The organism is Streptomyces sp. S465 (genome assembly GCF_026898115.1).
Lineage (GTDB): Bacteria > Actinomycetota > Actinomycetes > Streptomycetales > Streptomycetaceae > Streptomyces > Streptomyces luomodiensis.
In genome coordinates this window covers 4,661,557-4,683,569 of record NZ_CP114036.1, presented here as the reverse complement: position 1 = coordinate 4,683,569, position 22,013 = coordinate 4,661,557, and the positions used below count along the sequence as shown (strand labels likewise).

Sequence of the window (22,013 nt, the reverse complement as noted above, 5' to 3'; positions counted from 1 at the left end):
CGCCGCGAGCGCGTGGCGGCGGCTCAGCTCGCGGGGTGCGGTACGACCGCCACCGGACAGTGGGCATGGTGCAGTACGGCATGGGCGACCGGCCCCAGCCGCAGTTCGGTCGGCCGGGTGGCCGTACGGCGCCCGAGCACCAGCAGCCCGGCCCGCTCCGAGGCCCTCACCAGCGCCTCCGCCGGATTGAGCAGGATGACATCCGGCACCGCGGTGACCTCGGGATATCTCTCCCGCCATGGCCGCAGGGCGTCGGAGACCACCTGGCTCTCCTGGTCCTCCCACCTCGCCCGGTCCTCCTCCAGCACCGTGAGCATCCAGGCCGACGGGGAGGCCGGGGGCAGCGCCCACGCGTGCACGACCCGCAGCGGGACGCCCCGCTCCCAGGCGGCGCGGAACGCGAAGTCGGCCGTGGCATCCGCCGGGGCGTGCGCGTCGAAGCCGAGCCGCACCTCGTCCCGGTCCGCGCCGTCCCACCCGGCGCCCCTGCGCCGCGCCTCCGGGACCGTGACGACGGGACAGTCCGCCATCGCCGCCACCCGCAGAGCCACCGAGCCCACCGCCAGCCCGTCGAAGCCTCCCCAGCCCCGGGCCCCGACGACCAGCAGCCCGGCGCTCGCGGCGGCCGTGAGCAGCGCCTCGGCCGGTTCGGCGGCGGTGTGCTCCCCGTCGAGCTCGAGGGCCGGATGGCGGACCCGGAAGTCGGCGACCGTCTGCCCCAGCATCTGCTCGCCCACGTGCTGCCAGGCGTCCACCCCGGGCACCGGCGAGACCCTGCGCGGCAGCGGCGGACAGGCGTGCACCAGCCGCAGCGCGGCCCCGCGCCGCGCCGCCTCCCGCGCGGCCCATTCGGCGGCCGTAAGGCTGTGCCGCGAGCCGTCGACCCCCGCTACGACAGGGCCGCTCATCCGGTCCTCCTCGGCTGCTGTCCGGTTGTCCGATCGTTCTCCTGCCAACTGGGGCATATCCGTTTAGTCTGGATACGCGGCTCAGTCTAGATACGCGGCGGACATCCGACACGGTCGGAGCCGCGATCGGAGGGTTCACCGCGTACAGACCGCGAGGCCGCGCACAGACCGCGAGGGCAGCGACCGCCCCCGATCCGGGGTCACCCGGGTCGGGGGCGGTTCTGCGAGCGGCGACGGCCAAACCGGGCCCAAGTCCCCCGAAGGTGGGGGGAGATGTCTGGGTTTCGGGGGAAGCGGGGGCATGCCGCGCGAGCGCAGGATGGGGGCGAGGTAAGGGAAGGAGAGGGAAATGCGCTCGATCTCATGGCACCTCACCTCGCGTCGTTCAGCATTCGCCGTCGGGTTCGTCGTCGTGGTGGCCGCCGTGGTGGTCCTTGGGGTGATCTCCTCCTCCGAAAAGGCATCCGGTGACGCCTCCCGACAAGCCTCCAGGGGCGCTTCCGGGGAAATTCCCGGATACGCCGCGGCGGCCGAATACCGGAGGGAACCCGTCGGAAAGACCTCGGTCCCCGCGTTCACCTCCTCCGTCGGCCACGACCGCAAACACGTGGTGTCGCCCTCCAACGGAGGCCGCGCCTTCCGGGGCAACACCCCCGGTCTCTACTCCGGCGTCCGGAACCGGCAGCCCTGCGACCGTCAGGGACTGATCCACGACCTCGAGGCCGACAAGCAGAAGGGTGCCGCCTGGAGCCGGGTCCAGCGCATCGGCTCGGCCGATGACATCTCTGGTTATGTCCATGGCCTCACGAGCGTCATCCTGCGCTCCGACACCTATGCGAAGACCTACGGCTACCGCGGTGGGCTGAAGCCGGTCTCCGCCGTTCTCCAGGCCGGGACGGCGGTCTTCGTGGATGAGCACGGTGCGCCCGTCGTGAAGTGCGACTCCGGAAATCCGGTAAAGGTCTCGGCCCCACCGCGCAACGCCAAGCCGACCTTCACCGGACCGCAGTGGAACGGTTTCTCCCGGACCACGGTGACCGTCATCCGGCCGGCCGCGAAGGATGTGAAACAGCTCGTCCTGGTGGGGATCGGCAAAGCCGAGCTCTTCAAGCGCCCGCTCGGTGACGGCAACGGCAGTGAGAACCCGCGGGACACGCTGCTGGCACGGGCGGACTACCCCTCCTCCCTGGCGATGCCGGGCGAGCAGCAGGCTCCGCGTCTGCGGGAGGCGCCGAAGGTCACCCTGAAGCCGTCGGACAGGTTCACCCCGCTGGAGACCGACCGTCCGTCCGGGTCCCCTTCGGAGCAGTCGCAGCCCTCCGACGAGCCGTCGGATCCGGGTCAGCAGCAGCCGCAGGATCAGCCGTCGGATCCGGGTCAGCAGCAGCCGCAGGATCAGCCGTCGGATCCGGGTCAGCAGCAGCCGCAGGATCAGCCGTCGGATCCGGGTCAGCAGCAGCCGCAGGACCAGCCCTCCGATCCGGGTCAGCAGCAGCCGCAGGACCAGCCCTCCGATCCGGGCCAACAGCAGCCGCAGCCTCCGCCGAACCAGCCCCCGCCGAATCAGCCTCCACCGAATCAGCCTCCGCCGAACCAACCGCCCCCGAACCAACCGCCCCCGAACCAGCCCCCGCCGAACCAGCCCCCGCCCCAGCAGCCGCCGGACCAGAACCAGCAGCAGCCCCCCGACCAGAACCAGCAGCAGCCGCAGGACCAGCCCCCGCAGGGTGACCCGAATCAGCAGCAGCCCCCGCAGCAACCGCCCCCGTCCGGCCCCTGACGGGAACGGTGTCCGGACACACGTAGGGCCCGGCTCGATGAGCCGGGCCCTACGTGCTTCACAGCGGTAGCGGTGGGATTTGAACCCACGGAGGAGTTGCCCCCTCACGCGCTTTCGAGGCGCGCTCCTTCGGCCGCTCGGACACGCTACCGAGGGAGAGCCTAGCGGACAGGTGGCCGGGAACCGAAATCGGTTCCCGGCCGGGGCCGGGGCGGAGGGTCAGGACTTGCGGAAGAAGGTGGTCAGGGGGGCCGCGCACGCGTCCGCCAGGACGCCCGCGATGACCTCGGGGCGGTGGTTGAGGCGGCGGTCGCGGACGACGTCCCAGAGGGAGCCGACCGCGCCCGCCTTCTCGTCCACGGCGCCGTAGACCAGCCGGTCGAGACGGGACAGGACGATCGCCCCGGCGCACATCGTGCACGGCTCCAGGGTGACCACGAGAGTGCAGCCGGTCAGCCGCCAGCCGCCGAGGTGGCGGGCGGCGGCGCGGAGGGCGAGGACCTCGGCGTGGGCCGTGGGGTCGCCGTGGGCCTCGCGCTCGTTGCGGCCGCGGCCGAGTACCGAGCCGTCCGGGCCCAGCACGACGGCGCCGACCGGCACATCTCCCGTCTCGGGTGCCCGTACCGCTTCTTCCAGCGCCAGGCGCATCGGGGCGCGCCAGGGGTCGCGCAGGGGGTCGGGTTCGGGGCCGGGCAGGAGGCCGGTCAGCGGATCGGTCATGACGTCAGTCTGGATCAGTGTGGATCACTGCGGATCACATGTGGATTGGTGTGGATCAGATGGTGAATGGATGCTGGTGGGTTCGGTTCGGTCCGGTTCGGTGTGGTGACAGGGTGGGACGGCGGCGCTCAGCGCACCGCCTCCAGGCCCTCCATGCTGCAACCCAGCATCTCGGCGATCGATTCGAGGGCGTCCCCGTCGAGGGCCTTCAGCTCCTTCTCGTCCATGCCCAGGTCGGCCAGGATGTCGGCGTCACCGAGCGGGCCGATCGGGACCGGGGCGTCGTCGGCGTCCTCGTCGTCCCGGTCCGGTTCGCCGTCCTCGGTGCCGTCCAGGTCGACCAGGCTGTCCAGATCGTCGTCGGGGTCCCGGCCGAGCAGCTCGTCGGTGAGCATCGAGCCGTACGAGGTGCGGGCGGCCGCTGCCGCGTCCGATACGTAGATGTGCGGGTCGTCCTCGCCGTCCACACGGACGACGCCGAACCACGCGTCTTCGTGCTCGATGAAGGCCAATACCGTGTCGTCGTCCTTGGAAGCCAGACGGGCCAGTTCGATCAGATCCGTCAGGGTTTCCACGTCATCGAGCTCTGTGTCGCTCGCTTCCCACCCTTCTGCGGTGCGCGCGAGCAATGCGGCGAAGTACACCGTGACTCTCCCACTGGTCATAGGCGTGCCGGGGTGGGCGGGACAGCGTCCCGGCCCAATCGGAATCGTGGCAGAAACCATCGCTTCGCGAGAGGTCTTCCGCGCTGCGTCGTGCACCAGTCCAAAGAGATGTGGCTCACGCGGACGGAAACGAAACGCGCGGAAACCCTCTCCGGCGGTTCGGTGGGAGCCCTCCAGGGCTCACCAGGAGAACGTCCGCAGGTGTATCGCCCGGCGCATCCGGGCGGCGCGGGCCTGCTGGGGACGCACCCGGTTCCGTACCGCCCTGGCCTCGTTCAGTGCGCGCAGGAAGCGGTCGCGACGGCGGCGGCGGTCCGCGGCGGACTCCGTCTCCTGCGCGGTCGCGTCGGCCATGGTCACATCACTCCTCGGGGCCGAGGTATCGCCCCGGGGGCCGCCGGGGCGCTCTTGCCCACTTTCCCCCGAAACGGCGGTTTGATGCCAGTACGGCGGCAGACGGTGGAGCGCACGGGAGGCGCGCGGGAGGTCAGGGCGGCGGCCGGGCTCCGGGGGCAGCCGGGCTCCGGGGGCAGCTGGGCCCCGGGGGCTCGGTTAGTGTCGTTGCCATGCGGATCCACGTCGTCGACCACCCGCTGGTGGCGCACAAACTCACCACGCTGCGCGACAAGCGCACCGACTCCCCCACCTTCCGGCGGCTCGCCGACGAGCTGGTGACCCTGCTCGCGTACGAGGCCACGCGCGATGTGCGCACCGAACAGGTCGACATCGAGACCCCGGTGACGACCACGACCGGGGTGCGGCTGTCCCATCCGCGTCCCATGGTGGTGCCGATCCTGCGGGCCGGTCTCGGGATGCTCGACGGCATGGTGCGGCTGCTGCCCACCGCCGAGGTCGGCTTCCTGGGCATGATCCGCGACGAGGAGACGCTCCAGGCGTCCACCTACGCCACCCGGATGCCCGAGGACCTCTCCGGCCGTCAGGTGTACGTCCTGGACCCGATGCTCGCCACCGGCGGGACGCTGGTCGCGGCGATCAAGGAGCTGATATCGCGGGGCGCCGACGATGTGACCGCGCTGTGTCTGCTGGCGGCGCCCGAGGGCGTCGAGCTCATGGAGCGCGAGCTGGCGGGTGCGCCGGTGACGGTGGTCACCTCGTCCATCGACGAGCGGCTCAACGAGCAGGGGTACATCGTGCCCGGTCTGGGCGACGCGGGCGACCGGATGTACGGGACCGCCGGCTGACCACCCTCCTTCCAGGCGCTCTACGACGGTTCAGCGGCAGGGCGTGCCGGAGGGCGTGGGCGAGGGCGTGGCCAGGGCGGCCAGAGCCTTCTCGGCGTCCTTCTGCTTGACCAGGGTTTTGAAACCGCTGCCGATGATCAGGTCGATGTCCTTGCCGTCCCGCGCGTCGTTCTTGGTCTGGGCCCCGTCGAGCTGGGTGCCGAGCACGTTGAACGCCCCGTCGTCGGCGCCCGGGGCGCCGAGCAGTATCCCGGAAGCCTTGACCTTCTTGTCGTACTCGGCCGGGGCGTTGCCCACCTTGCCGATCTTGAAGCCGCGCTTCTTCAGCTCGTCCGCGGTGTTCTTGGCGAGGCCGGAACGCGTGGTCGCGTTGTAGACGTTGACCGTGATCTGGGCGGGCTTCGGCAGCTTCCCGCCCGTACGGTCGCTGTTGCCGCTCTGGCCGCTGTCGCCCCGACCGGACTTCGCGTTCTCGTCGGGGCGCTTGTCGCCGCGCTCACAGTCCCCGGTGCCGTGTGCCGCGCGGACCGTCTGGCCGTCGCCGTCGCCGGAGAAGACGTCGATGAGCTGAAGCGTTCCCCAGCCCACCAGGCCGAGCGCCAGGACCGAGCCGAACGCGGCGAAGACCAGCCGCCTGCGGTTCCGGGGTCGGCTCATCCGCGGATAGCGATCGCCCGTAATGCGGTACTTTCCGCCCATGCCTGGAGGGGTCAGCATGCTCATGTGCGCAGCGTAGTGCGGGCTGGTGGCGATGCCTACTAAATGATCAATGGTTGGTGCTCAGAGCAACCCGAAAGGGTCAAGAAAGATCGAAGCCGGTCGGCGGCGATCGGTCGCCAGGGGCGGCGCGGGCGCGGTCAGCCCTCGAGTTCCAGGACGCGCGCGTGCAGCACCTGGCGCTGCTGGAGCGCGGCGCGCACCGCGCGGTGCAGCCCGTCCTCCAGATAGAGGTCGCCCTGCCACTTCACGACATGGGCGAAGAGGTCCCCGTAGAACGTCGAGTCCTCCGCGAGCAGCGTCTCCAGATCGAGCTGCTGCTTCGTCGTGACCAACTGGTCAAGACGTACCGGGCGTGGGGCGACATCCGCCCACTGGCGGGTGCTTTCCCGGCCGTGGTCGGGATAGGGCCGACCGTTTCCGATGCGCTTGAAGATCACACGGAAAGCCTACCGGGCAAGCGCCTTCCGGCGCAGCCAAGGCGCGGGAGTGCCGGGCGGGGGCCCGCTCCCACAGTGCTCCCACACTGCTCCGGCACCGCACCTACAGCGCTCAGAAAAATGGAAAAAATACGCGAAAGGGTCTAGGCGCCCAAGGGGGGTCGGAGTAACGTAAATAACAGCCTGCGGGGCGAGCGAGGGAGCTCGACCGGAGAGACATTCAGGACAGAGGACGTCAGTCCCCCGGAATGTCTTCTAGATGGCCGGGCTGAGAGGCTCGAAGGTCGGGGAGACCGGAGAGCGACCTCCAAACACCTGATACGGACAATGCCGCCGAAGGGAGCCCACCTCGCAGGTTTTGTCCTGCCCGCGCACCATGGCCTCATGGCCGTTCCCGAACCTCCACCGGATGCGGAGCCGGGCCGCGCGCCGGAGTCGGACCGCGCGCCGGAGCCGCGCCGCTGCCTGGTCACCGGGGCCACCGGCTATATCGGCGGCAGGCTGGTGCCCGAGCTGCTGGCGGCGGGGCACCAGGTGCGGTGTGTGGCCCGTTCGCCCGAGAAGCTGCGCGACCACCCCTGGGCGGGGCGGGTGGAGACCGTACGCGGAGATGTGACCGACGAGGAGTCGCTGCGCGCCGCCATGGAGGGCGTGGACGTCGCGTACTACCTGGTGCACGCGCTGGGCACCGGACCCGGCTTCGAGGAGACCGACCGCCGTGCCGCCCGGATCTTCGGGAGGCGGGCGCGGGCCGCCGGGGTGCGCCGGATCGTCTACCTCGGCGGGCTCACCCCGTACGGCGTGCCCGAACGCGAGCTGTCGCCCCATCTGCGGTCCCGGGCCGAGGTGGGCCGGGTGCTGCTGGACTCCGGGGTGCCGACGGCCGTGCTGCGGGCCGGTGTGATCATCGGCTCGGGCTCGGCCTCGTTCGAGATGCTGCGCTACCTCACCGAGCGGCTGCCGGTGATGGTGACGCCCCGCTGGGTGCGCACCCGTACCCAGCCGATCGCCGTCCGTGATGTGCTGCGCCTGCTGGTGGGCTGCGCCACGCTGCCGGACGAGGTGCACCGGGCCTTCGACATCGGCGGCCCCGACGTCCTCACCTACCGCGACATGATGCGGCGGTACGCGGCCGTGACCGGGCTGCGGCGGCGGCTCATCGCACCGGTTCCGGTGCTCACCCCCGGGCTGTCCAGTCTGTGGGTCGGCCTGGTCACGCCCGTGCCGGGCGCCATCGCCCGCCCGCTGGTGGAGTCGCTGCGCCATGAAGTGGTGTGCGCCGAACGGGACCTCGCACACCATGTGCCGGATCCGCCGGGCGGGCCGCTCGGGGTGGACCAGGCGCTGGAACTGGCCCTGCGGCGGATCCGCGACGCGGACGTGGCCACCCGCTGGTCCTCCGCCGCCACCCCCGGCGCGCCCAGCGATCCGCTGCCCACCGACCCCGACTGGGCGGGCGGCAGCCTCTACCAGGACCGTCGCGAGCGCGCGGTGGACGCCTCGCCGGAGGACGTCTGGCGGGTGGTGGAGGGGATCGGCGGTGAGAACGGCTGGTACTCGCTGCCGCTCGCCTGGGCGTTGCGCGGCTGGATCGACACCCTGGTGGGCGGCGTCGGGCTGCGCCGGGGCCGCCGGGACGCGGCGCGGCTCAGGGTGGGCGACAGCCTCGACTTCTGGCGGGTGGAGGAGATCCTGCCGCCCCGGCTGCTGCGGCTCCGGGCCGAGATGCGATTGCCGGGGCCGGCCTGGCTGGAGATGGCGGTCGACCGGGACGCGCGGGGCGGGGCGGTGTACCGGCAGCGGGCGCTGTTCCATCCGCGCGGCCTCGGCGGGCACCTGTACTGGTGGTCGGTCGCGCCCTTCCACGCCCTCGTCTTCGGTGGAATGGCCCGGAACATCGCCGTCCGGGCCGAGAGGGACGCGGCCGGGAGGGATACGGGCTGGAAGGACGCGGCCGGGACGAGCGGGTCCGCGTTCCGCCCACGGTGAACGACCCCGTCGCCGGCCGGGACGAACGGGCCCGCGTTCCGCCCAGGGTGAACGCCCCGCGCGTGGTGAACCCCGTCACCCCGCGCACGGTGCACCGCGTCACCCCGCACACGGCGAACCGCGTCACCGGGACCCGTTCGGCCGCAGTCCCTCGAAGGCGAGCGGCAGCTGTCGCGGGCCGCGCAGCACCGCGTTGCGCCGGTAGGTCGGCGGGTCCTCCAGCAGCCGGGGCCGGTCCAGCCGGCGGGCCAGTTCGGTCAGCGCGATCTGCGCCTCCAGCCGGGCCAGCGGTGCGCCGAAGCAGCACCGGTTCCGGTGCTCACCCCCGGGCTGTCCAGTCTGTGGGTCGGCCTGGTCACGCCCGTGCCGGGCGCCATCGCCCGCCCGCTGGTGGAGTCGCTGCGCCATGAAGTGGTGTGCGCCGAACGGGACCTCGCGCACCATGTGCCGGATCCGCCGGGCGGGCCGCTCGGGGTGGACCAGGCGCTGGAACTGGCCCTGCGGCGGATCCGCGACGCGGACGTGGCCACCCGCTGGTCCTCCGCCGCCACCCCCGGCGCGCCCAGCGATCCGCTGCCCACCGACCCCGACTGGGCGGGCGGCAGCCTCTACCAGGACCGTCGCGAGCGCGCGGTGGACGCCTCGCCGGAGGACGTCTGGCGGGTGGTGGAGGGGATCGGCGGTGAGAACGGCTGGTACTCGCTACCGCTCGCCTGGGCGTTGCGCGGCTGGATCGACACCCTGGTGGGCGGCGTCGGGCTGCGCCGGGGCCGCCGGGACGCGGCGCGGCTCAGGGTGGGCGACAGCCTCGACTTCTGGCGGGTGGAGGAGATCCTGCCGCCCCGGCTGCTGCGGCTCCGGGCCGAGATGCGATTGCCGGGGCCGGCCTGGCTGGAGATGGCGGTCGACCGGGACGCGCGGGGCGGGGCGGTGTACCGGCAGCGGGCGCTGTTCCATCCGCGCGGCCTCGGCGGGCACCTGTACTGGTGGTCGGTCGCGCCCTTCCACGCCCTCGTCTTCGGTGGAATGGCCCGGAACATCGCCGTCCGGGCCGAGAGGGACGCGGCCGGGAGGGATACGGGCTGGAAGGACGCGGCCGGGACGAGCGGGTCCGCGTTCCGCCCACGGTGAACGACCCCGTCGCCGGCCGGGACGAACGGGCCCGCGTTCCGCCCAGGGTGAACGCCCCGCGCGTGGTGAACCCCGTCACCCCGCGCACGGTGCACCGCGTCACCCCGCACACGGCGAACCGCGTCACCGGGACCCGTTCGGCCGCAGTCCCTCGAAGGCGAGCGGCAGCTGTCGCGGGCCGCGCAGCACCGCGTTGCGCCGGTAGGTCGGCGGGTCCTCCAGCAGCCGGGGCCGGTCCAGCCGGCGGGCCAGTTCGGTCAGCGCGATCTGCGCCTCCAGCCGGGCCAGCGGTGCGCCGAAGCAGCTGTGGACACCGCTGCCGAAGCCCAGGTGCTGGTTGTCCCTGCGCTGCGGATCGAACCGGTCGGGATCGGGGAAGCGCTGCGGATCGCGGTTGCCCGAGGCCAGCAGCAGCCAGACGGGCGCTCCCTCGGGGATGGTCACGCCCGCGATGTCGATCTCCGAGAGCGGGGTGCGCTGGGGAAGCATCTGCACCGGCGGATCGAACCGCAGCAGCTCCTCCACCAGCGGGACGACCAGATGGGGGTCCGCGCGCAGCCGGCTGAGCACATCGGGGTTGCGCAGCAGGGTCAGCATGCCGTTGGTGATCAGGTTGACGGTGGTCTCGTGCCCCGCCACCAGCAGCAGCGCCGCGGTGCTCAGCAGCTCCGTACGGCTCATCCCCTCCTCCGGACCCTGCCCGCCGACCAGGGCGGAGAGCATGTCGTCACCGGGGGAGCGGCGGCGCTTCTCGATCAGCTCGGACAGATACCCCGCCAGCTCCGTACGGGCCTGCCGGGTGGTCCGCTGCCGCTCGGCGGCGTCCGCCTCCGGATCGGGGTCGAGGCCGGTGGCGAGGGCGCCGGCCCAGCTGTGGAAGCGCGCCTCGTCCTCGCGGTCCACCCCGAGCAGCCGGCAGATCACGGTGACCGGGAACGGGTACGAGAAGTGGTCGACGAGATCGATCCGGTCCCGGCCCTCGAAGCCGTCGATCAGCTCGCCGACGATCCGGGTGAGTTCACCGCGCATGGTGTGGAGCCGGCGCGGGGTGTGCGGCGGGCCGAAGGGCGCCATCGCGAGTCGGCGCAGCCGGTCGTGCTCGGGTGGGTCGAGCTTCAGGAAGCTGGGCGGCAGTCCCGTCTCGTCCGCCTCGATCAGCTCCGGCGCGGTCCGCGGGTCCAGATTGCGCGCGTCGGAGCTGAGCCGGGGGTCGTGCAGCAGACCGTGGATCTCCCAGTAGGTGGAGACGATGTACGGACCCCCCTCGTCGTGCGCCACGGGCGTCTTGCGCAGCTCGGCGTAGATCGGGTACGGGTCGGCACGATGGGCGTAGTCGGTGATCTGCCGCACGAGCGAGCCTTGCGTCTGCGTCATGGCTGAGTGAGTTCCTTCCGGGTCCGTTGTCCGGACAGCGAGGAGCCCGGGAAGCCGGCCGGGACCGCCGCGGCCCGCGGACCGGCCGAGGCGCCCACGATCACGATCCGCCCCTGGAACCGGGGCGCACGCACCACGCCGTCACCGGACAAGCCTCATTTCGGGGCCCCGCCTTTCCACAGCTCGGATCGGTCCCCCCGCTCAGCATGGGCGAGGCGGCCTGTGCCCGCGCGTACAGCCGGGCCAAAGGGGCGACCGCCCGACCGCCCGACCGCCCGCCCGCACCCAGGCCGCTCGTTACGATGGAGCGCCGCGCGCCGGGCGCGTGTGGCGTGGAAGGAGACGGTGTGACGGACCACGACCGGACCGGCGGGCCCGGCTGGCCCCGCCGCCCCCGTCGGCGTGGCCAGGGCGAACTGGAGGCGCAGGTGCTCGCGGCGCTGCGCCGGGCGCCGGGGCCGGTGACCGCCGCATGGGTGCAGGAGCGGATCGAGGGCGAGCTCGCCTACACCACGGTCATGACCATCCTGTCCCGGCTGCACGCCAAGCAGGCCGTGACCCGCGAACGCGCGGGCCGCTCCTTCGTCTGGCGGGCGGCGTCGGACGAGGCGGGGCTCGCGGCGCTGCGGATGCGCCGGGTGCTGGACGGCCAGGACGACCGCGAGGCGGTCCTGGCCAGCTTTGTGACCGGACTGACCCAGGATGACGAGCGGCTGCTGCGCGACCTGCTGAGCGACGTGGCGGAGGAGCCGGAGGACTGACCGATGGGCGTCTTCGTCTTCCTCCCGCTGGTTCTGCCCTTAACGGCGCTGCCGATCGCTCGGCTCGCCGAGCAGCATCTCCACCCGCGCACCGCCACCCGGCTGCTGACCCTCGTGGGCGCCGTCCTCGCGGTGTGCTCCACGCTGTGCCTGGGACTGCTGATGGTCGTCGGTACGGCACAGCTGCCGGGCAACCCGCTGCCGGACAGCTGGTCGGACCCCGAGGTACGGGCGGCGGTGCCCTACGACGTGGTGGCCGGGAAGGCGGCGATCGGCGCGCTGGCGGCGGTGGCCGTCGCCTGTACGGCCACCTGGCTGCGCCATGGACGGGTACGGCGCAGCGCTCAGCTCGCGCTCGCCGGACTGCCGGAGTCGCCGGTCGCGGTGCTGCCCGACGACAAGGCGTACGCGTACGCGCTGCCCGGGACCTCCGGACGGACGGGGAAACCGGGCCGGATCGTCGTCTCCACCGGGATGCTGGACAGCCTCAACCCCCGCGAGCGCCGGGCCCTGATCGCGCATGAGCGCGCCCACCTGACCGCGCACCACCACCGCCATCTGCTGACCGCGCAGCTCGCGGCGCGGGCCAATCCGCTGCTGCGGCCGCTCCGGGCCGCGGTGGACTACTGCGCCGAGCGCTGGGCGGACGAGGAGGCGGCCCGGGAGGTCGGCGACCGCCGGGTGATGGCGCTGGCGGTCGGCAAGGCCGCCCTGGTCTCCCAGGGCACGCCGGGCCCGACGCTCGCCGGGATCGCCGCGCCGGGGCCGGTGCCGCGCAGGGTCGCGGCGCTGCTGGGCCCGGTGCCGCCGTCCCGGCCCTGGCCGCCGACCTGGACGGCCGCGGGGCTGGCCCTGTGGGTCGCCGCGGTGGGCACGGCCGCGTCCGCCGTCTCCTCGGCGAACGCGGCGGTCGCCCTGGTACTCGTCCTGCATGCCGCGACCCCGCTGTAGGGCCGGCCGCGACGGTCGACGCGGCGTCCCGGCCGGCCGGCGGCTGTGGACGCCGGCCGGCGCGCGGAAGGGGGCGCCGGTCGGCGCGCGAGGGGGGCGCGTGCGCGGAGCGGCTTACAGGTCGAACTCGGCCGGGGGAAGCTCCAGCGTGTAGCACGCCTCGCGGACCACGGCCTGCTCGGTCTTGTCGAAGTCGCCGTCGGCGCCGCCGATGACGATGCCGATCTGGATCACGGCGCGCGCCTCGGCCGGCTTCTTCTTGGCCTTGGCGATCTCCTGCAACACGCTCACCTTGCCGAAGTCGAAGTCGGTGATGAGCTTGTTGAGGTAGTCGTTGAAGCGACGCTGGAGGTCGTCGGCCGGGAAGTTCTGCAACACCTCATTGGTGGCGATCAGCTGGGCGACGCGCTGCCGCTCGGCCGGGTCGATCGAGCCGTCCGCCGCCGCCACCAGCGCACACATCGCCATGCTCGCATCGCGGAACGCGCCGCTCTTCAAGTCGTTCTTCTTCGCCTCGAGCTGACTCTGCATCGTCTGGGCGGATTCCTTGATGCGGTCCCACAGGGCCATGGCCACTCCATTCACAGGTTCGTTGGTTAGCATCTACAGCTGTGTAGAAGTTAGCAGGCGGGGCCGGTCGAAGCTGGATGGATCGGCCCTCTTTGTCACTCTCTGAACTGCCCGCAGGGTCGGAGAAGTTCCCCGGTCGAGGAGGTGACGGATGTGCTGGGCTGGGCGTAAACCCTCGTACGCGAGGGCTGAGCCTTCTTCGGCGCGGTTCGGTGGCGACCACTATGGTGCGTGGAATGTTCCACTCCGCAATCCTCCGCCCAAACCCAGGAAGAGTCGGGATCGTCCCCACAGGTTCCCCCGGAGGCTGTATGTGATGAACATCTCGTCCTTATTGCCCGCGCGACGGGCACCGGCGGCCCCGCCCTCCGAGGCGGCTCCGGCCCCTGTGGAGGCTTCGGCCGCGTCCCGTGTGCCGAAACAGCGTGACGCGTTCTTCGACAACGCCAAGTACCTGGCGATCGTGCTGGTCGCGATGGGGCACGCGTGGGAGCCCCTGAGGGGCGGCAGCAGAGCGGCGTCCGCGCTCTACATGACCGTCTACACGTTCCATATGCCGGTGTTCATCCTCATCTCCGGGTACTTCTCGCGGAGTTTCGACCTCCGGCCGGACCGTCTCAAGCGCCTGATCACCGGTGTCGCCGTCCCCTACGTCCTCTTCGAGGTCGCGTACACCTTCTTCAAGCGGTGGGCGGGCGACGATCCGTCCTATCCGATCAGCCTGCTCGACCCCTGGTACCTGACCTGGTTTCTGATCGCGCTCTTCGTCTGGCGGCTGACCACGCCGCTGTGGCGGATCGTGCGGTGGCCGGTGCCGGTGGCGCTCTCCGTCGCCGCGCTCGCCACCTGTTCGCCGGAGATCGGTGACGATCTGGATCTCCAGCGGGTGCTCCAGTTCCTGCCGTTCTTCGTCCTGGGGTCGCAGATGCGGCCGGAGCACTTCGAGATGGTGCGGCGGCGCGAGGTCAGATGGCTGTCGGTGCCGGTGGCCGCCGCCGCGGTGGTCTTCGCCTACTGGGCCGTGCCGCGGATGAACCCGGCGTGGTTCTACCGCATGGACAGCGCGGAGGAGCTGGGTGCGCCCTGGTGGGTCGGGGCGGTGATGACGTTCGCCCTCTTCGGCTGCTCCATGGTGCTCGCCGTGTGCTTCCTCGCCTGGGTGCCCCGGCGCCGGACGTGGTTCACGGTGCTCGGCGCCGGGACGCTGTACGGCTATCTGCTGCACGGCTTCCTCGCCAAGGGCTCCCGCTTCTGGGACTGGTACGACCACCCGTGGCTGCACCGGCCGTTGGGGGAGATCGCGGTGACGGCCGTGGGGGCGGCCGTGGTGACCGCCTTGTGCAGCCCGCCCGTCCAGCGGATGTTCCGCTTCGCGATGGAGCCGCGAATGGAATGGGCCTTCCGGCCGACCGGGCGGTCCGACGGCGGTCCCGGTGCCGGTGTCGGCGGCCGTGTCGGCGGCCGTCTCGGTTCTGGTGTCGGTGCTGGTGCCGGTGTTGACGGGACCGTGGGCCGGCGGGGCCGCACCTGACCGGGTTGGGTGGCTCCCCGTACGGCCCCGGCCCAACGCCCTGCCGACCGCTCCGGCCTCGTGGCCGCGGCGGTCGGCTCGGCATTTGTGTGATTAATGAGGCTGTCGGATAGGCCAGGAGTGGCCTGGGTAGCCCGTAGCCGACCCGGTCCGTAGTCGGACGGCTACGGGCCACCGTCGAACGGAGAGGTGCCGGCCCACCAGTGACACAGCCCTTTCAACTCCCCGACTTCTACATGCCGTATCCGGCGCGGCTGAACCCCCATGTCCAGGAGGCACGGGAGCACTCCACCCAGTGGGCCCGCGAGATGGGAATGCTCGAGGGCTCGGGGATCTGGGAGCAGGAGGATCTCGACGCCCACGACTACGCCCTGCTCTGCGCGTACACCCACCCCGACTGTTCCGGCGCGGAACTCTCGCTGATCACGGACTGGTATGTGTGGGTGTTCTTCTTCGACGACCACTTCCTGGAGACGTTCAAGCGCTCCCAGGACCGTGCCGCCGGTAAGGCGTATCTCGACCGGCTGCCCGCCTTCATGCCGATGGATCCGGGTGCCGGGACGCCCGAGCCCACCAACCCGGTCGAGGCGGGGCTCGCGGATCTGTGGGTGCGGACGGTGCCTTCGATGTCGGCGGACTGGCGGGCGCGGTTCCGGGAGAGCACCGAGAATCTGCTCAACGAATCGCTCTGGGAGCTCTCGAACATCAACATCGACCGGATCCCCAACCCGGTCGAGTACATCGAGATGCGCCGTAAGGTCGGCGGCGCGCCCTGGTCGGCCGGGTTGGTCGAGCACGCGGTGGGGGCGGAGGTGCCGGCGGTGATCGCCGGGTCGCGGCCGATGCGCGTGTTGCGCGACGCCTTCTCGGACGCGGTGCATCTGCGCAACGACCTGTTCTCCTACCAGCGGGAGATCGAGGAGGAGGGCGAGCTCAGCAATGGCGTCCTGGTCCTCGAGACGTTCCTGGGCTGTACCACCCAGGAGGCGGCCGACTCCGTCAATGAGCTGCTCACCTCACGGCTGAGGCAGTTCGAGAACACCACGCTCACCGAGCTCGGCCCGCTCTTCGCCGAACACGGCCTGGACCCGGCGGCCTGCGCGGGCGTCCTCGCCTACGTCAAGGGGCTCCAGGACTGGCAGTCCGGCGGCCACGAGTGGCATATGCGCTCCAGCCGCTATATGAACGGCGCGAACGGCGCCGATGGCGTGAACGGCTCGGACAGTGCGAACGCGGCGGGCGGCCGCACCGGTCAGGAGGCCACGGCCGCCGCGTGGTCCCCGTTCGCGCTCAGCGGCCTCGGCGTCTCGGCGGCGAACCTGCCGCTGACCACCGGCCGGGCGGAGGCGGCGAGGGCACGCGGGTTCAGCCACGTCCCGTTCCAGCGGACCGGGCCGTCCCTGCTGCCGGACTTCTTCATGCCGTTCACCCTCCGGCTCAATCCACATCTGCCCGCCGCCCGCCGCAATCTGACCGACTGGGCACACCGGATGGGCATCCTCGAACCGCAGCCCGACCTGTCCGGTGCGCAGGTCTGGGACGAGCACCGGCTGCTCGCCGCCGACCTTCCGCTGTGCGCGGCGGGCATCCACCCGGACGGCTCCCCGGACGAGCTCGATCTGACATCCGGCTGGCTGGCCTGGGGCACCTACGCCGACGACTACTATCCGGCGGTCTTCGGCCGCACCCGTGATCTGGCCGGGGCGCGGGCGTGCAACGCCCGGCTCGGGGCGTTCATGCCGCTCGACGCGGGCCCCACCCCGGCCCCGGCGAACGCGCTGGAGCGGTCGCTGGCCGATCTGTGGGGCCGTACGGCGGGGCCGATGGAGGAGTCGGCGCGCCGCGAGTTCCGTCAGTCCATCGAGGACATGACCGCCAGCTGGCTGTGGGAGCTGGCCAACCAGACGCAGCACCGGATCCCCGATCCGGTCGACTACATCGAGATGCGCAGGCACACCTTCGGCTCCGATCTCACCATGAGCCTGTGCCGGCTGACGCGCGGACGGCGGGTGCCGCCCGAGATCTACCGCAGCGGCCCGGTCCGTTCGCTGGAGAACGCCGCCATGGACTACGCGACCCTGCTGAACGACGTCTTCTCGTACCAGAAGGAGATCGAGTTCGAGGGCGAGGTCCACAACGGCGTCCTCGTCGTCCAGAACTTCTTCGACTGCGACTATCCGACCGGGGTCGCCATCGTGAACGATCTGATGACCTCCCGGATGCGGCAGTTCCAGCATGTCGCGGAGCAGGAGTTCCCTGTGCTGTACGACGACTTCGACCTGGGGCCGGAGGCCCGGGAGGCCATGGACGGCTATGTGGGGGAGCTGCGCGACTGGATGACCGGGATCATGAACTGGCACCGGGAGGTGCCGCGCTACCGGGAGGACGAGCTGCGCCGCGCGGCTCGGCGTCCGGCCGGGTTCGGGGGCGGGGTCGGAGCTGGGATCGGGGCCGGGGCGGGGAGTGGGGCCGGGGCCGCGTCCGGGGCGCGGCCGGTGGCCCCCTGGCAGGGGCCCACCGGGCTCGGCACCTCGGCCGCGCGGATTCCGGCGCCTGCCGGAGCACGTCCGTAAGTCCGCCAGTCCGTCAGTCCGCAAGTCCGTAAGGGGCTCGCTCGGTCCGTAAGGACCTCGCCGCAGGCCGCCGCCCCGCCTTGTCCACCGGGACGAGGCGGGGCGGCCGCTTGTGGGTCCCCGGCCGCGATGCCCTTCCCCGGCCCGGCCGCTTCCCGAACCATGGGTTCCGCCCGCGACACCAGCCGGCCGGTGCGGATGCCGGAATCCGGCGGCGGGACGATCGCGTGCAGTGATGACCACCGAGGAAGTAGGAAGGCGAGCGACCGTGACGACGGATGACGATCTCTGCTTCAGGACCGCGCTGGAACTCAGCGACCTGCTGCGCACCCGCGAGCTGTCCGCCCGCGAGTTGCTCGAGGCCCATCTGGCCCGTATCGAACGGGTCAACCCCGCCGTCAACGCGATCGTCACCCTGGTCGCGGAGCGGGCCCGGGAGGCCGCCGCGGAGGCCGATGAGCGGATCGCGGCCGGGGAGGAGCTCGGACCGCTGCACGGGCTGCCCATCGCCCACAAGGACCTCCACGAGACCGCGGGCATCCGCACCAGCCATGGCTCGCCGCTCGCCGACGGCGTACCCGACCGGGACGATCTGGTGGTCGAACGGATCCGGGCCGCCGGTGCGATCACCATCGGCAAGACCAACGTGCCGGAGTTCGGGGCCGGTTCGCACACCTTCAACCCCATCTTCGGCGCCACCCACAACCCGTACGCCCTGGGGCTCAGCGCGGGTGGCAGCAGCGGGGGTGCGGCGGCCGCGCTGGCCTCCGGCATGATCCCGATAGCGGACGGCAGCGACACCGGCGGCTCGCTGCGCAATCCGGCCTCGTTCTGCAATGTCGTGGGTCTGCGCCCGTCGCCCGGACGGGTCCCCAACTGGCCCGCCGCAGACGCCTGGAGCACCCTCGGCGTCAAGGGGCCGATGGCCCGCACCGTGGCCGACACCGCCCTGCTGCTGTCCGCCATCGCCGGACCGGACGCACGGTCGCCGATCGCCCTGGAGGAGCCCGGCGCCCGCTTCGCCCGCCCCCTCGACCGCGATCTGACGGGGCTGCGGGTGGCCTGGTCGCCGGATCTCGGGGGGCTGGTGCCGGTGCAGCCCGAGGTGGCCGCGGCGGTCGAATCGGCGGTGGAGGTCTTCACCGGCCTCGGCTGTGTCGTGGAGCGGGCCTGCCCGGACCTGACCGAGGCCGACGAGGTCTTCCGGACGCTGCGCGCCTCGATGTTCGAGGTCGCCTTCGGCCCGCTCATGGACCGCCACCCCGAGGGGCTGAAGCGGACCATCCGGGAGAACGCCGAGGCGGGGCGCAAGCTCACCGGCCCGGACGTCGCCCGCGCCGAGGTGCTGCACACCCAGCTCTACCACCGGGTCCGGGAGTTCTTCGGCCGCTATGACGTGCTGCTGCTCCCGGTCAGCCAGGTGGTGCCGTTCGACGTCGGCATCGAGTACCCGACGGAGGTCGCCGGGGTGGCCATGGACGACTATCTGGACTGGATGCGCTCGGCGTATCTGATCAGCTCGACCGGCAGCCCGGCGCTGTCCGTGCCGGCCGGGTTCACCCCCGGCGGGCTTCCGGTCGGACTACAGATCGTCGGGCCGCACCGGGCGGACTTCGCGGTCCTCCAGGTCGGCCACGCCTTCGAACAGGCCACCGGGCACTGGCGGCGGCGCCCGACGGGGATCGGGTAACCGAGGTGCGGGGGCGGCGGTGCGGGTGGTCGGGGCGGCGTGCTCTCGGTGGCCTGGACGGCGCGGTCCCGCGGACGGCGCGGCCCGCGGACGGCGCGGTGCCCGCACCCGTGCGCTGCCCGCCCCCGTACCCCGATGATGGCGTTCCACCCATGGGAAGGAGCGCATTCGTGCCCACTGCCACCGGTCCGTCCCGCCCTCCGCGCAGCGCCGTCGTCGTCGGCGCGGGCATGGTCGGCCTTGCCACCGCCTGGTCGCTCCAGGAGCACGGCGTCGAGGTCACCGTCGTGGAGCGGCGGCACCCCGCGGCCGGGGCCTCCTGGGGGAACGCCGGCTGGCTGTCCCCGGCCCTGACGCTGCCGCTGCCCGAACCCGCCGCGCTCCGTTACGGGGTGCGCAGCCTGGTCTCGCCCGAGTCGCCCGTCTACATCCCGCCCCGGCCCGACCCCCGGCTCGCCCGCTTCCTGCTCGCCTTCACCCGGAACTGCACCCCGCGCCGCTGGCGGGTCCTGGCCGCCACCTTCGCCACGCTGAACCGCCGTGCGCTGGACGCGTACGACGCCCTCGCGGCGGCCGGTGTCGCCGAACCGACCCGGTCCGCCGAACCCTGTCTGCTCGCCTTCCGCACCGCGGCCGAGCGCGCCCGGATGGTCGAGGAGCTGGAGCAGGCCCGCGCGGCCGGTTTCGAGATCGCGTACGAGCCGATGGACGGGGACCGGGCCCGTGCGCTGGAACCGGCGCTCGGCGACGGCATCGGCGCGGCCGTCGAACTCCACGGCCAGCGCTATCTCAACCCCGGGAACTTCGTCCGCGCCCTCGCCGGCGCGGTGCGCGAGCGCGGCGGCGAGATCCTGGAGCGGACGGAGGTGTCCGGAATCCGGGACCTCGGGCGGGAGGTGGCCGTCGCCACCGCCGGGGGCCAACTCCGCGCGGACGTCGCCGTCGTGGCCACCGGGGCCTGGCTGGACGGGCTGGTCCGCCCGTTCGGGGTCCGGGTGCCGGTCCAGGCCGGACGCGGCTACAGCTTCAGCGTCCCGGCCGAGGGCGCCCCCACCCGTCCCACGTACCTGGCCGCCCAGAAGGTCGTCTGCACTCCGCTGGGCGGGGGCCGGGTGCGGGTCGCGGGGATGATGGAACTGGCCCCCGCGGAACGGCCGGTGGACCCGCGCCGGATTCAGGCGATCATCGCGGCGGCCCGTCCGCTGCTGCGGGGCATCGACTGGGACGCCCGTACGGACACCTGGGTCGGCGCCCGCCCCTGCACCCCCGACGGGCTGCCGCTGGTCGGCCCGACCGGCTCGCCGCGCGTCTACGTCAACGGCGGCCACGGCATGTGGGGCGTGGCCCTCGGCCCGCTCAGCGGACGGCTGCTGGCCGACGCCATCGCGACCGGCACCTCCCCGGCCGAACTGGCCGCGCTGCATCCGCTGCGCTGATCCGCGGCCGCTGCGCCGATCCGCGGCCGCCGCGCCGACCGTCCGGGCGCCGCACGTTTGGGGCCGGTGGTCTCGGATACCCGCCGTGCTGAGCGACGCGGCAACGTCGAAAGGAGTCACCGATGAGCACCGTGCGGGAGTCCGTCGAGGTTAGGGTTCCGCTCCACACCGCCTACGACCAGTGGACGCAGTTCACCGAGTTCCCGAGGTTCATGGAAGGCGTGGACCAGGTCACCCAGGTGGACGACCGCCACAATCACTGGGCGACCTCCATCGCGGGTGTGCGCCGGGAGTTCGACACCGAGATCGTGGATCAGCTCCCCGACGAGCGCATCGCATGGCGGACCACCTCCGGTGACGTGCAGCAGCAGGGTCTGGTGACCTTCGAGTCCGTTGACGAGGACCACACCCGGGTCAACCTGGCCATGGTCTTCGAGCCGACCGGTATGGCGGAGAAGGCCGCGGAGATGACCGGGACGCTCGACCGGCGGGTGAAGGGGGACCTGCGGAGGTTCAAGGACTTCATCGAGCAGCGGGGCGAGGCGGAAGGCGGCTGGCGCGGCCGGATCTCCCCCGGCTGACCTCCCCGGCTGACCGCACCCTGGCCGCACTCTGACCGTTCCCTGACCGCACCGAACGAGTGCGTGAGGGCGCCGACCCCACCGGTCGGCGCCCTCACGCATGTCTGCGGGATTTTCCAGATCTTGTCCGCCCGCCCATATCGGAGCAATCTGGATACATGGGAGAGCGAGCGGCCCCCACACTGATCTCATCCGTGCAGCGGGCCTTCCGGCTGATGGAAGCAGTGGGCGCACACGAGGGCGGTGCGCCGGCCAAACAGCTCGCACGGGAGACGGGACTGGCGCTCGCCACCACGTATCACCTGCTGCGGACGCTGGCCCATGACGGCTATGTGCGTCGGCTGGACGACGGCGGCTTCGTGATCGGCGACAGACTGCGCACCCTGGAGGCCGGTGCCCGCGATCAGGCGCTGCTCGCCCGGGTCCGCCCCATCCTCGCCGCGCTGCGCGACGAGCTGTCGGCCGCCGCCTACCTGACCTTCTACGACGAGGGCGAGATCCGGGTCGCGGAGATCGTCGACGGCCCCCGGGCGCCCCGGGTCGATCTGTGGGTGGGGTTCGAGGACGCCGGGCACGCCACCGCGCTCGGCAAATGCGTCCTGCGGGAGCTGGACGACGACGCCCGGCACGAGTATCTGTCCCGCCATACGCTCCCCGGTCTCACGCCCCGCACCGTCACTCACCCCGTCGATCTGCTGCGCCGGCTGGACTCCCCGACCGGCAGTCCGCTGGTCGCGGATCTGGAGGAGTACGCCATGGGCACGGTCTGCTTCGCGGTGCCGGTCTACAGCGGGGAGCGGCTCGGCTCGCTCGGGGTCTCGCTGAGGACGGACCGGCTCGCCCGGCCGGCCGGCATGGATCCGCACCGTGAGCTGTTCCGGACCCGGCTGGTCCCGGCGGCGACCCGGGTGACCAGGAACCTCTCGCTCACTATCTGAAAATCTCGGCCTTGTCGGATGCGTGCAATTACTGCTTACCTGGATGAAGCGGACAT

The 22,013-nt window shown here is 72.1% G+C and carries 19 protein-coding genes, 1 tRNA gene and 2 pseudogenes; 12 read left to right on the top strand and 10 right to left on the bottom strand.

Features of this window, described 5'->3' with window-relative positions; translation table 11 throughout:
• Positions 1-23: 23 nt before the first annotated feature.
• A complete protein-coding gene (locus N6H00_RS19715) occupies positions 24-908 on the bottom strand; it encodes a universal stress protein (RefSeq protein WP_268973102.1) in 885 nt (294 codons plus the stop codon).
• A gap of 349 nt (positions 909-1,257) precedes the next feature.
• On the opposite strand from N6H00_RS19715, the gene N6H00_RS19710 reads away from it, so the two are divergent.
• A complete protein-coding gene (locus N6H00_RS19710; protein WP_268973100.1) occupies positions 1,258-2,688 on the top strand; it encodes a DUF6777 domain-containing protein in 1,431 nt (476 codons plus the stop codon).
• A gap of 64 nt (positions 2,689-2,752) precedes the next feature.
• On the opposite strand, the gene N6H00_RS19705 is transcribed toward N6H00_RS19710, so the two are convergent.
• The 4 genes from N6H00_RS19705 to N6H00_RS19690 all read right to left on the bottom strand — a co-directional run bounded on the left by N6H00_RS19705 (position 2,753) and on the right by N6H00_RS19690 (position 4,427).
• A tRNA-Ser gene (locus N6H00_RS19705) sits at positions 2,753-2,839 on the bottom strand.
• 68 nt (positions 2,840-2,907) lie between these two features.
• Positions 2,908-3,408, bottom strand: coding sequence for a tRNA adenosine(34) deaminase TadA (gene tadA, locus N6H00_RS19700; protein WP_268973099.1), 501 nt, complete (start codon positions 3,406-3,408; stop codon positions 2,908-2,910).
• Positions 3,409-3,536: 128 nt separating this feature from the next.
• The gene (locus N6H00_RS19695) at positions 3,537-4,073 is read right to left on the bottom strand and encodes a tRNA adenosine deaminase-associated protein (RefSeq protein ID WP_165556255.1); all 537 of its coding nucleotides are present in this window, start codon (positions 4,071-4,073) and stop codon (positions 3,537-3,539) included.
• Positions 4,074-4,253: 180 nt separating this feature from the next.
• Positions 4,254-4,427, bottom strand: a complete 174-nt coding sequence (locus N6H00_RS19690) for a hypothetical protein (RefSeq protein ID WP_268973098.1) — start codon at positions 4,425-4,427, stop codon at positions 4,254-4,256.
• Between the two features lie 212 nt (positions 4,428-4,639).
• Between N6H00_RS19690 and upp the strand changes: the two genes are divergently transcribed.
• Positions 4,640-5,275 (top strand): uracil phosphoribosyltransferase, encoded by a 636-nt coding sequence (gene upp, locus N6H00_RS19685; protein ID WP_268973097.1) that lies wholly within the window; start codon positions 4,640-4,642, stop codon positions 5,273-5,275.
• Positions 5,276-5,305: 30 nt separating this feature from the next.
• Here upp and N6H00_RS19680 read toward each other — a convergent pair whose 3' ends face one another.
• Positions 5,306-5,998: a LytR C-terminal domain-containing protein gene (locus N6H00_RS19680; RefSeq protein WP_268973096.1), complete on the bottom strand. Its 693-nt coding sequence runs from the start codon at positions 5,996-5,998 to the stop codon at positions 5,306-5,308.
• A 134-nt stretch (positions 5,999-6,132) separates the two neighbouring features.
• Entirely contained in the window at positions 6,133-6,432 is a 300-nt protein-coding gene (locus N6H00_RS19675) for a type II toxin-antitoxin system VapB family antitoxin (RefSeq protein ID WP_014061825.1), read from the bottom strand.
• Positions 6,433-6,816: 384 nt separating this feature from the next.
• On the opposite strand from N6H00_RS19675, the gene N6H00_RS19670 reads away from it, so the two are divergent.
• A complete protein-coding gene (locus N6H00_RS19670; RefSeq protein ID WP_268973095.1) occupies positions 6,817-8,421 on the top strand; it encodes an SDR family oxidoreductase in 1,605 nt (534 codons plus the stop codon).
• 123 nt (positions 8,422-8,544) lie between these two features.
• On the opposite strand, the pseudogene N6H00_RS19665 reads toward N6H00_RS19670, so the two are convergent.
• Positions 8,545-8,724: pseudogene (locus N6H00_RS19665) on the bottom strand (cytochrome P450); the annotation flags it as partial.
• 3 nt (positions 8,725-8,727) lie between these two features.
• Here N6H00_RS19665 and N6H00_RS19660 point away from each other — a divergent pair.
• A pseudogene (locus N6H00_RS19660) lies at positions 8,728-9,552 on the top strand (SDR family oxidoreductase); the annotation flags it as partial.
• A 123-nt stretch (positions 9,553-9,675) separates the two neighbouring features.
• On the opposite strand, the gene N6H00_RS19655 reads toward N6H00_RS19660, so the two are convergent.
• Positions 9,676-10,926: a cytochrome P450 gene (locus N6H00_RS19655; protein WP_268973094.1), complete on the bottom strand. Its 1,251-nt coding sequence runs from the start codon at positions 10,924-10,926 to the stop codon at positions 9,676-9,678.
• Between the two features lie 347 nt (positions 10,927-11,273).
• On the opposite strand from N6H00_RS19655, the gene N6H00_RS19650 reads away from it, so the two are divergent.
• A complete protein-coding gene (locus N6H00_RS19650; RefSeq protein WP_014061822.1) occupies positions 11,274-11,687 on the top strand; it encodes a BlaI/MecI/CopY family transcriptional regulator in 414 nt (137 codons plus the stop codon).
• Between the two features lie 3 nt (positions 11,688-11,690).
• Positions 11,691-12,638 (top strand): M56 family metallopeptidase, encoded by a 948-nt coding sequence (locus N6H00_RS19645; protein ID WP_268973092.1) that lies wholly within the window; start codon positions 11,691-11,693, stop codon positions 12,636-12,638.
• Positions 12,639-12,752: 114 nt separating this feature from the next.
• Here N6H00_RS19645 and N6H00_RS19640 read toward each other — a convergent pair whose 3' ends face one another.
• Positions 12,753-13,208 carry a tellurite resistance TerB family protein gene (locus N6H00_RS19640; protein WP_268973091.1) on the bottom strand — a complete coding sequence of 152 codons (456 nt, stop codon included), beginning with the start codon at positions 13,206-13,208 and terminating at the stop codon, positions 12,753-12,755.
• A 316-nt stretch (positions 13,209-13,524) separates the two neighbouring features.
• Here N6H00_RS19640 and N6H00_RS19635 point away from each other — a divergent pair, with 316 nt between their 5' ends.
• The 6 genes from N6H00_RS19635 to N6H00_RS19610 all read left to right on the top strand — a co-directional run bounded on the left by N6H00_RS19635 (position 13,525) and on the right by N6H00_RS19610 (position 21,957).
• A complete protein-coding gene (locus tag N6H00_RS19635) occupies positions 13,525-14,739 on the top strand; it encodes an acyltransferase family protein (RefSeq protein ID WP_268973090.1) in 1,215 nt (404 codons plus the stop codon).
• Positions 14,740-14,942: 203 nt separating this feature from the next.
• Positions 14,943-17,312, top strand: a complete 2,370-nt coding sequence (locus tag N6H00_RS19630; protein WP_268973089.1) for a family 2 encapsulin nanocompartment cargo protein terpene cyclase — start codon at positions 14,943-14,945, stop codon at positions 17,310-17,312.
• Positions 17,313-17,580: 268 nt separating this feature from the next.
• On the top strand, positions 17,581-19,002 hold the full coding sequence (locus N6H00_RS19625) for an amidase (RefSeq protein WP_268973088.1): 1,422 nt from the start codon (positions 17,581-17,583) through the stop codon (positions 19,000-19,002).
• Positions 19,003-19,172: 170 nt separating this feature from the next.
• On the top strand, positions 19,173-20,438 hold the full coding sequence (locus N6H00_RS19620; RefSeq protein WP_268973087.1) for an NAD(P)/FAD-dependent oxidoreductase: 1,266 nt from the start codon (positions 19,173-19,175) through the stop codon (positions 20,436-20,438).
• A gap of 122 nt (positions 20,439-20,560) precedes the next feature.
• Positions 20,561-21,019, top strand: a complete 459-nt coding sequence (locus tag N6H00_RS19615) for an SRPBCC family protein (RefSeq protein ID WP_268973086.1) — start codon at positions 20,561-20,563, stop codon at positions 21,017-21,019.
• Positions 21,020-21,177: 158 nt separating this feature from the next.
• Complete coding sequence (locus N6H00_RS19610) at positions 21,178-21,957, top strand: IclR family transcriptional regulator (protein WP_268973085.1); 780 nt, start codon at positions 21,178-21,180, stop codon at positions 21,955-21,957.
• Positions 21,958-22,013: the final 56 nt, after the last annotated feature.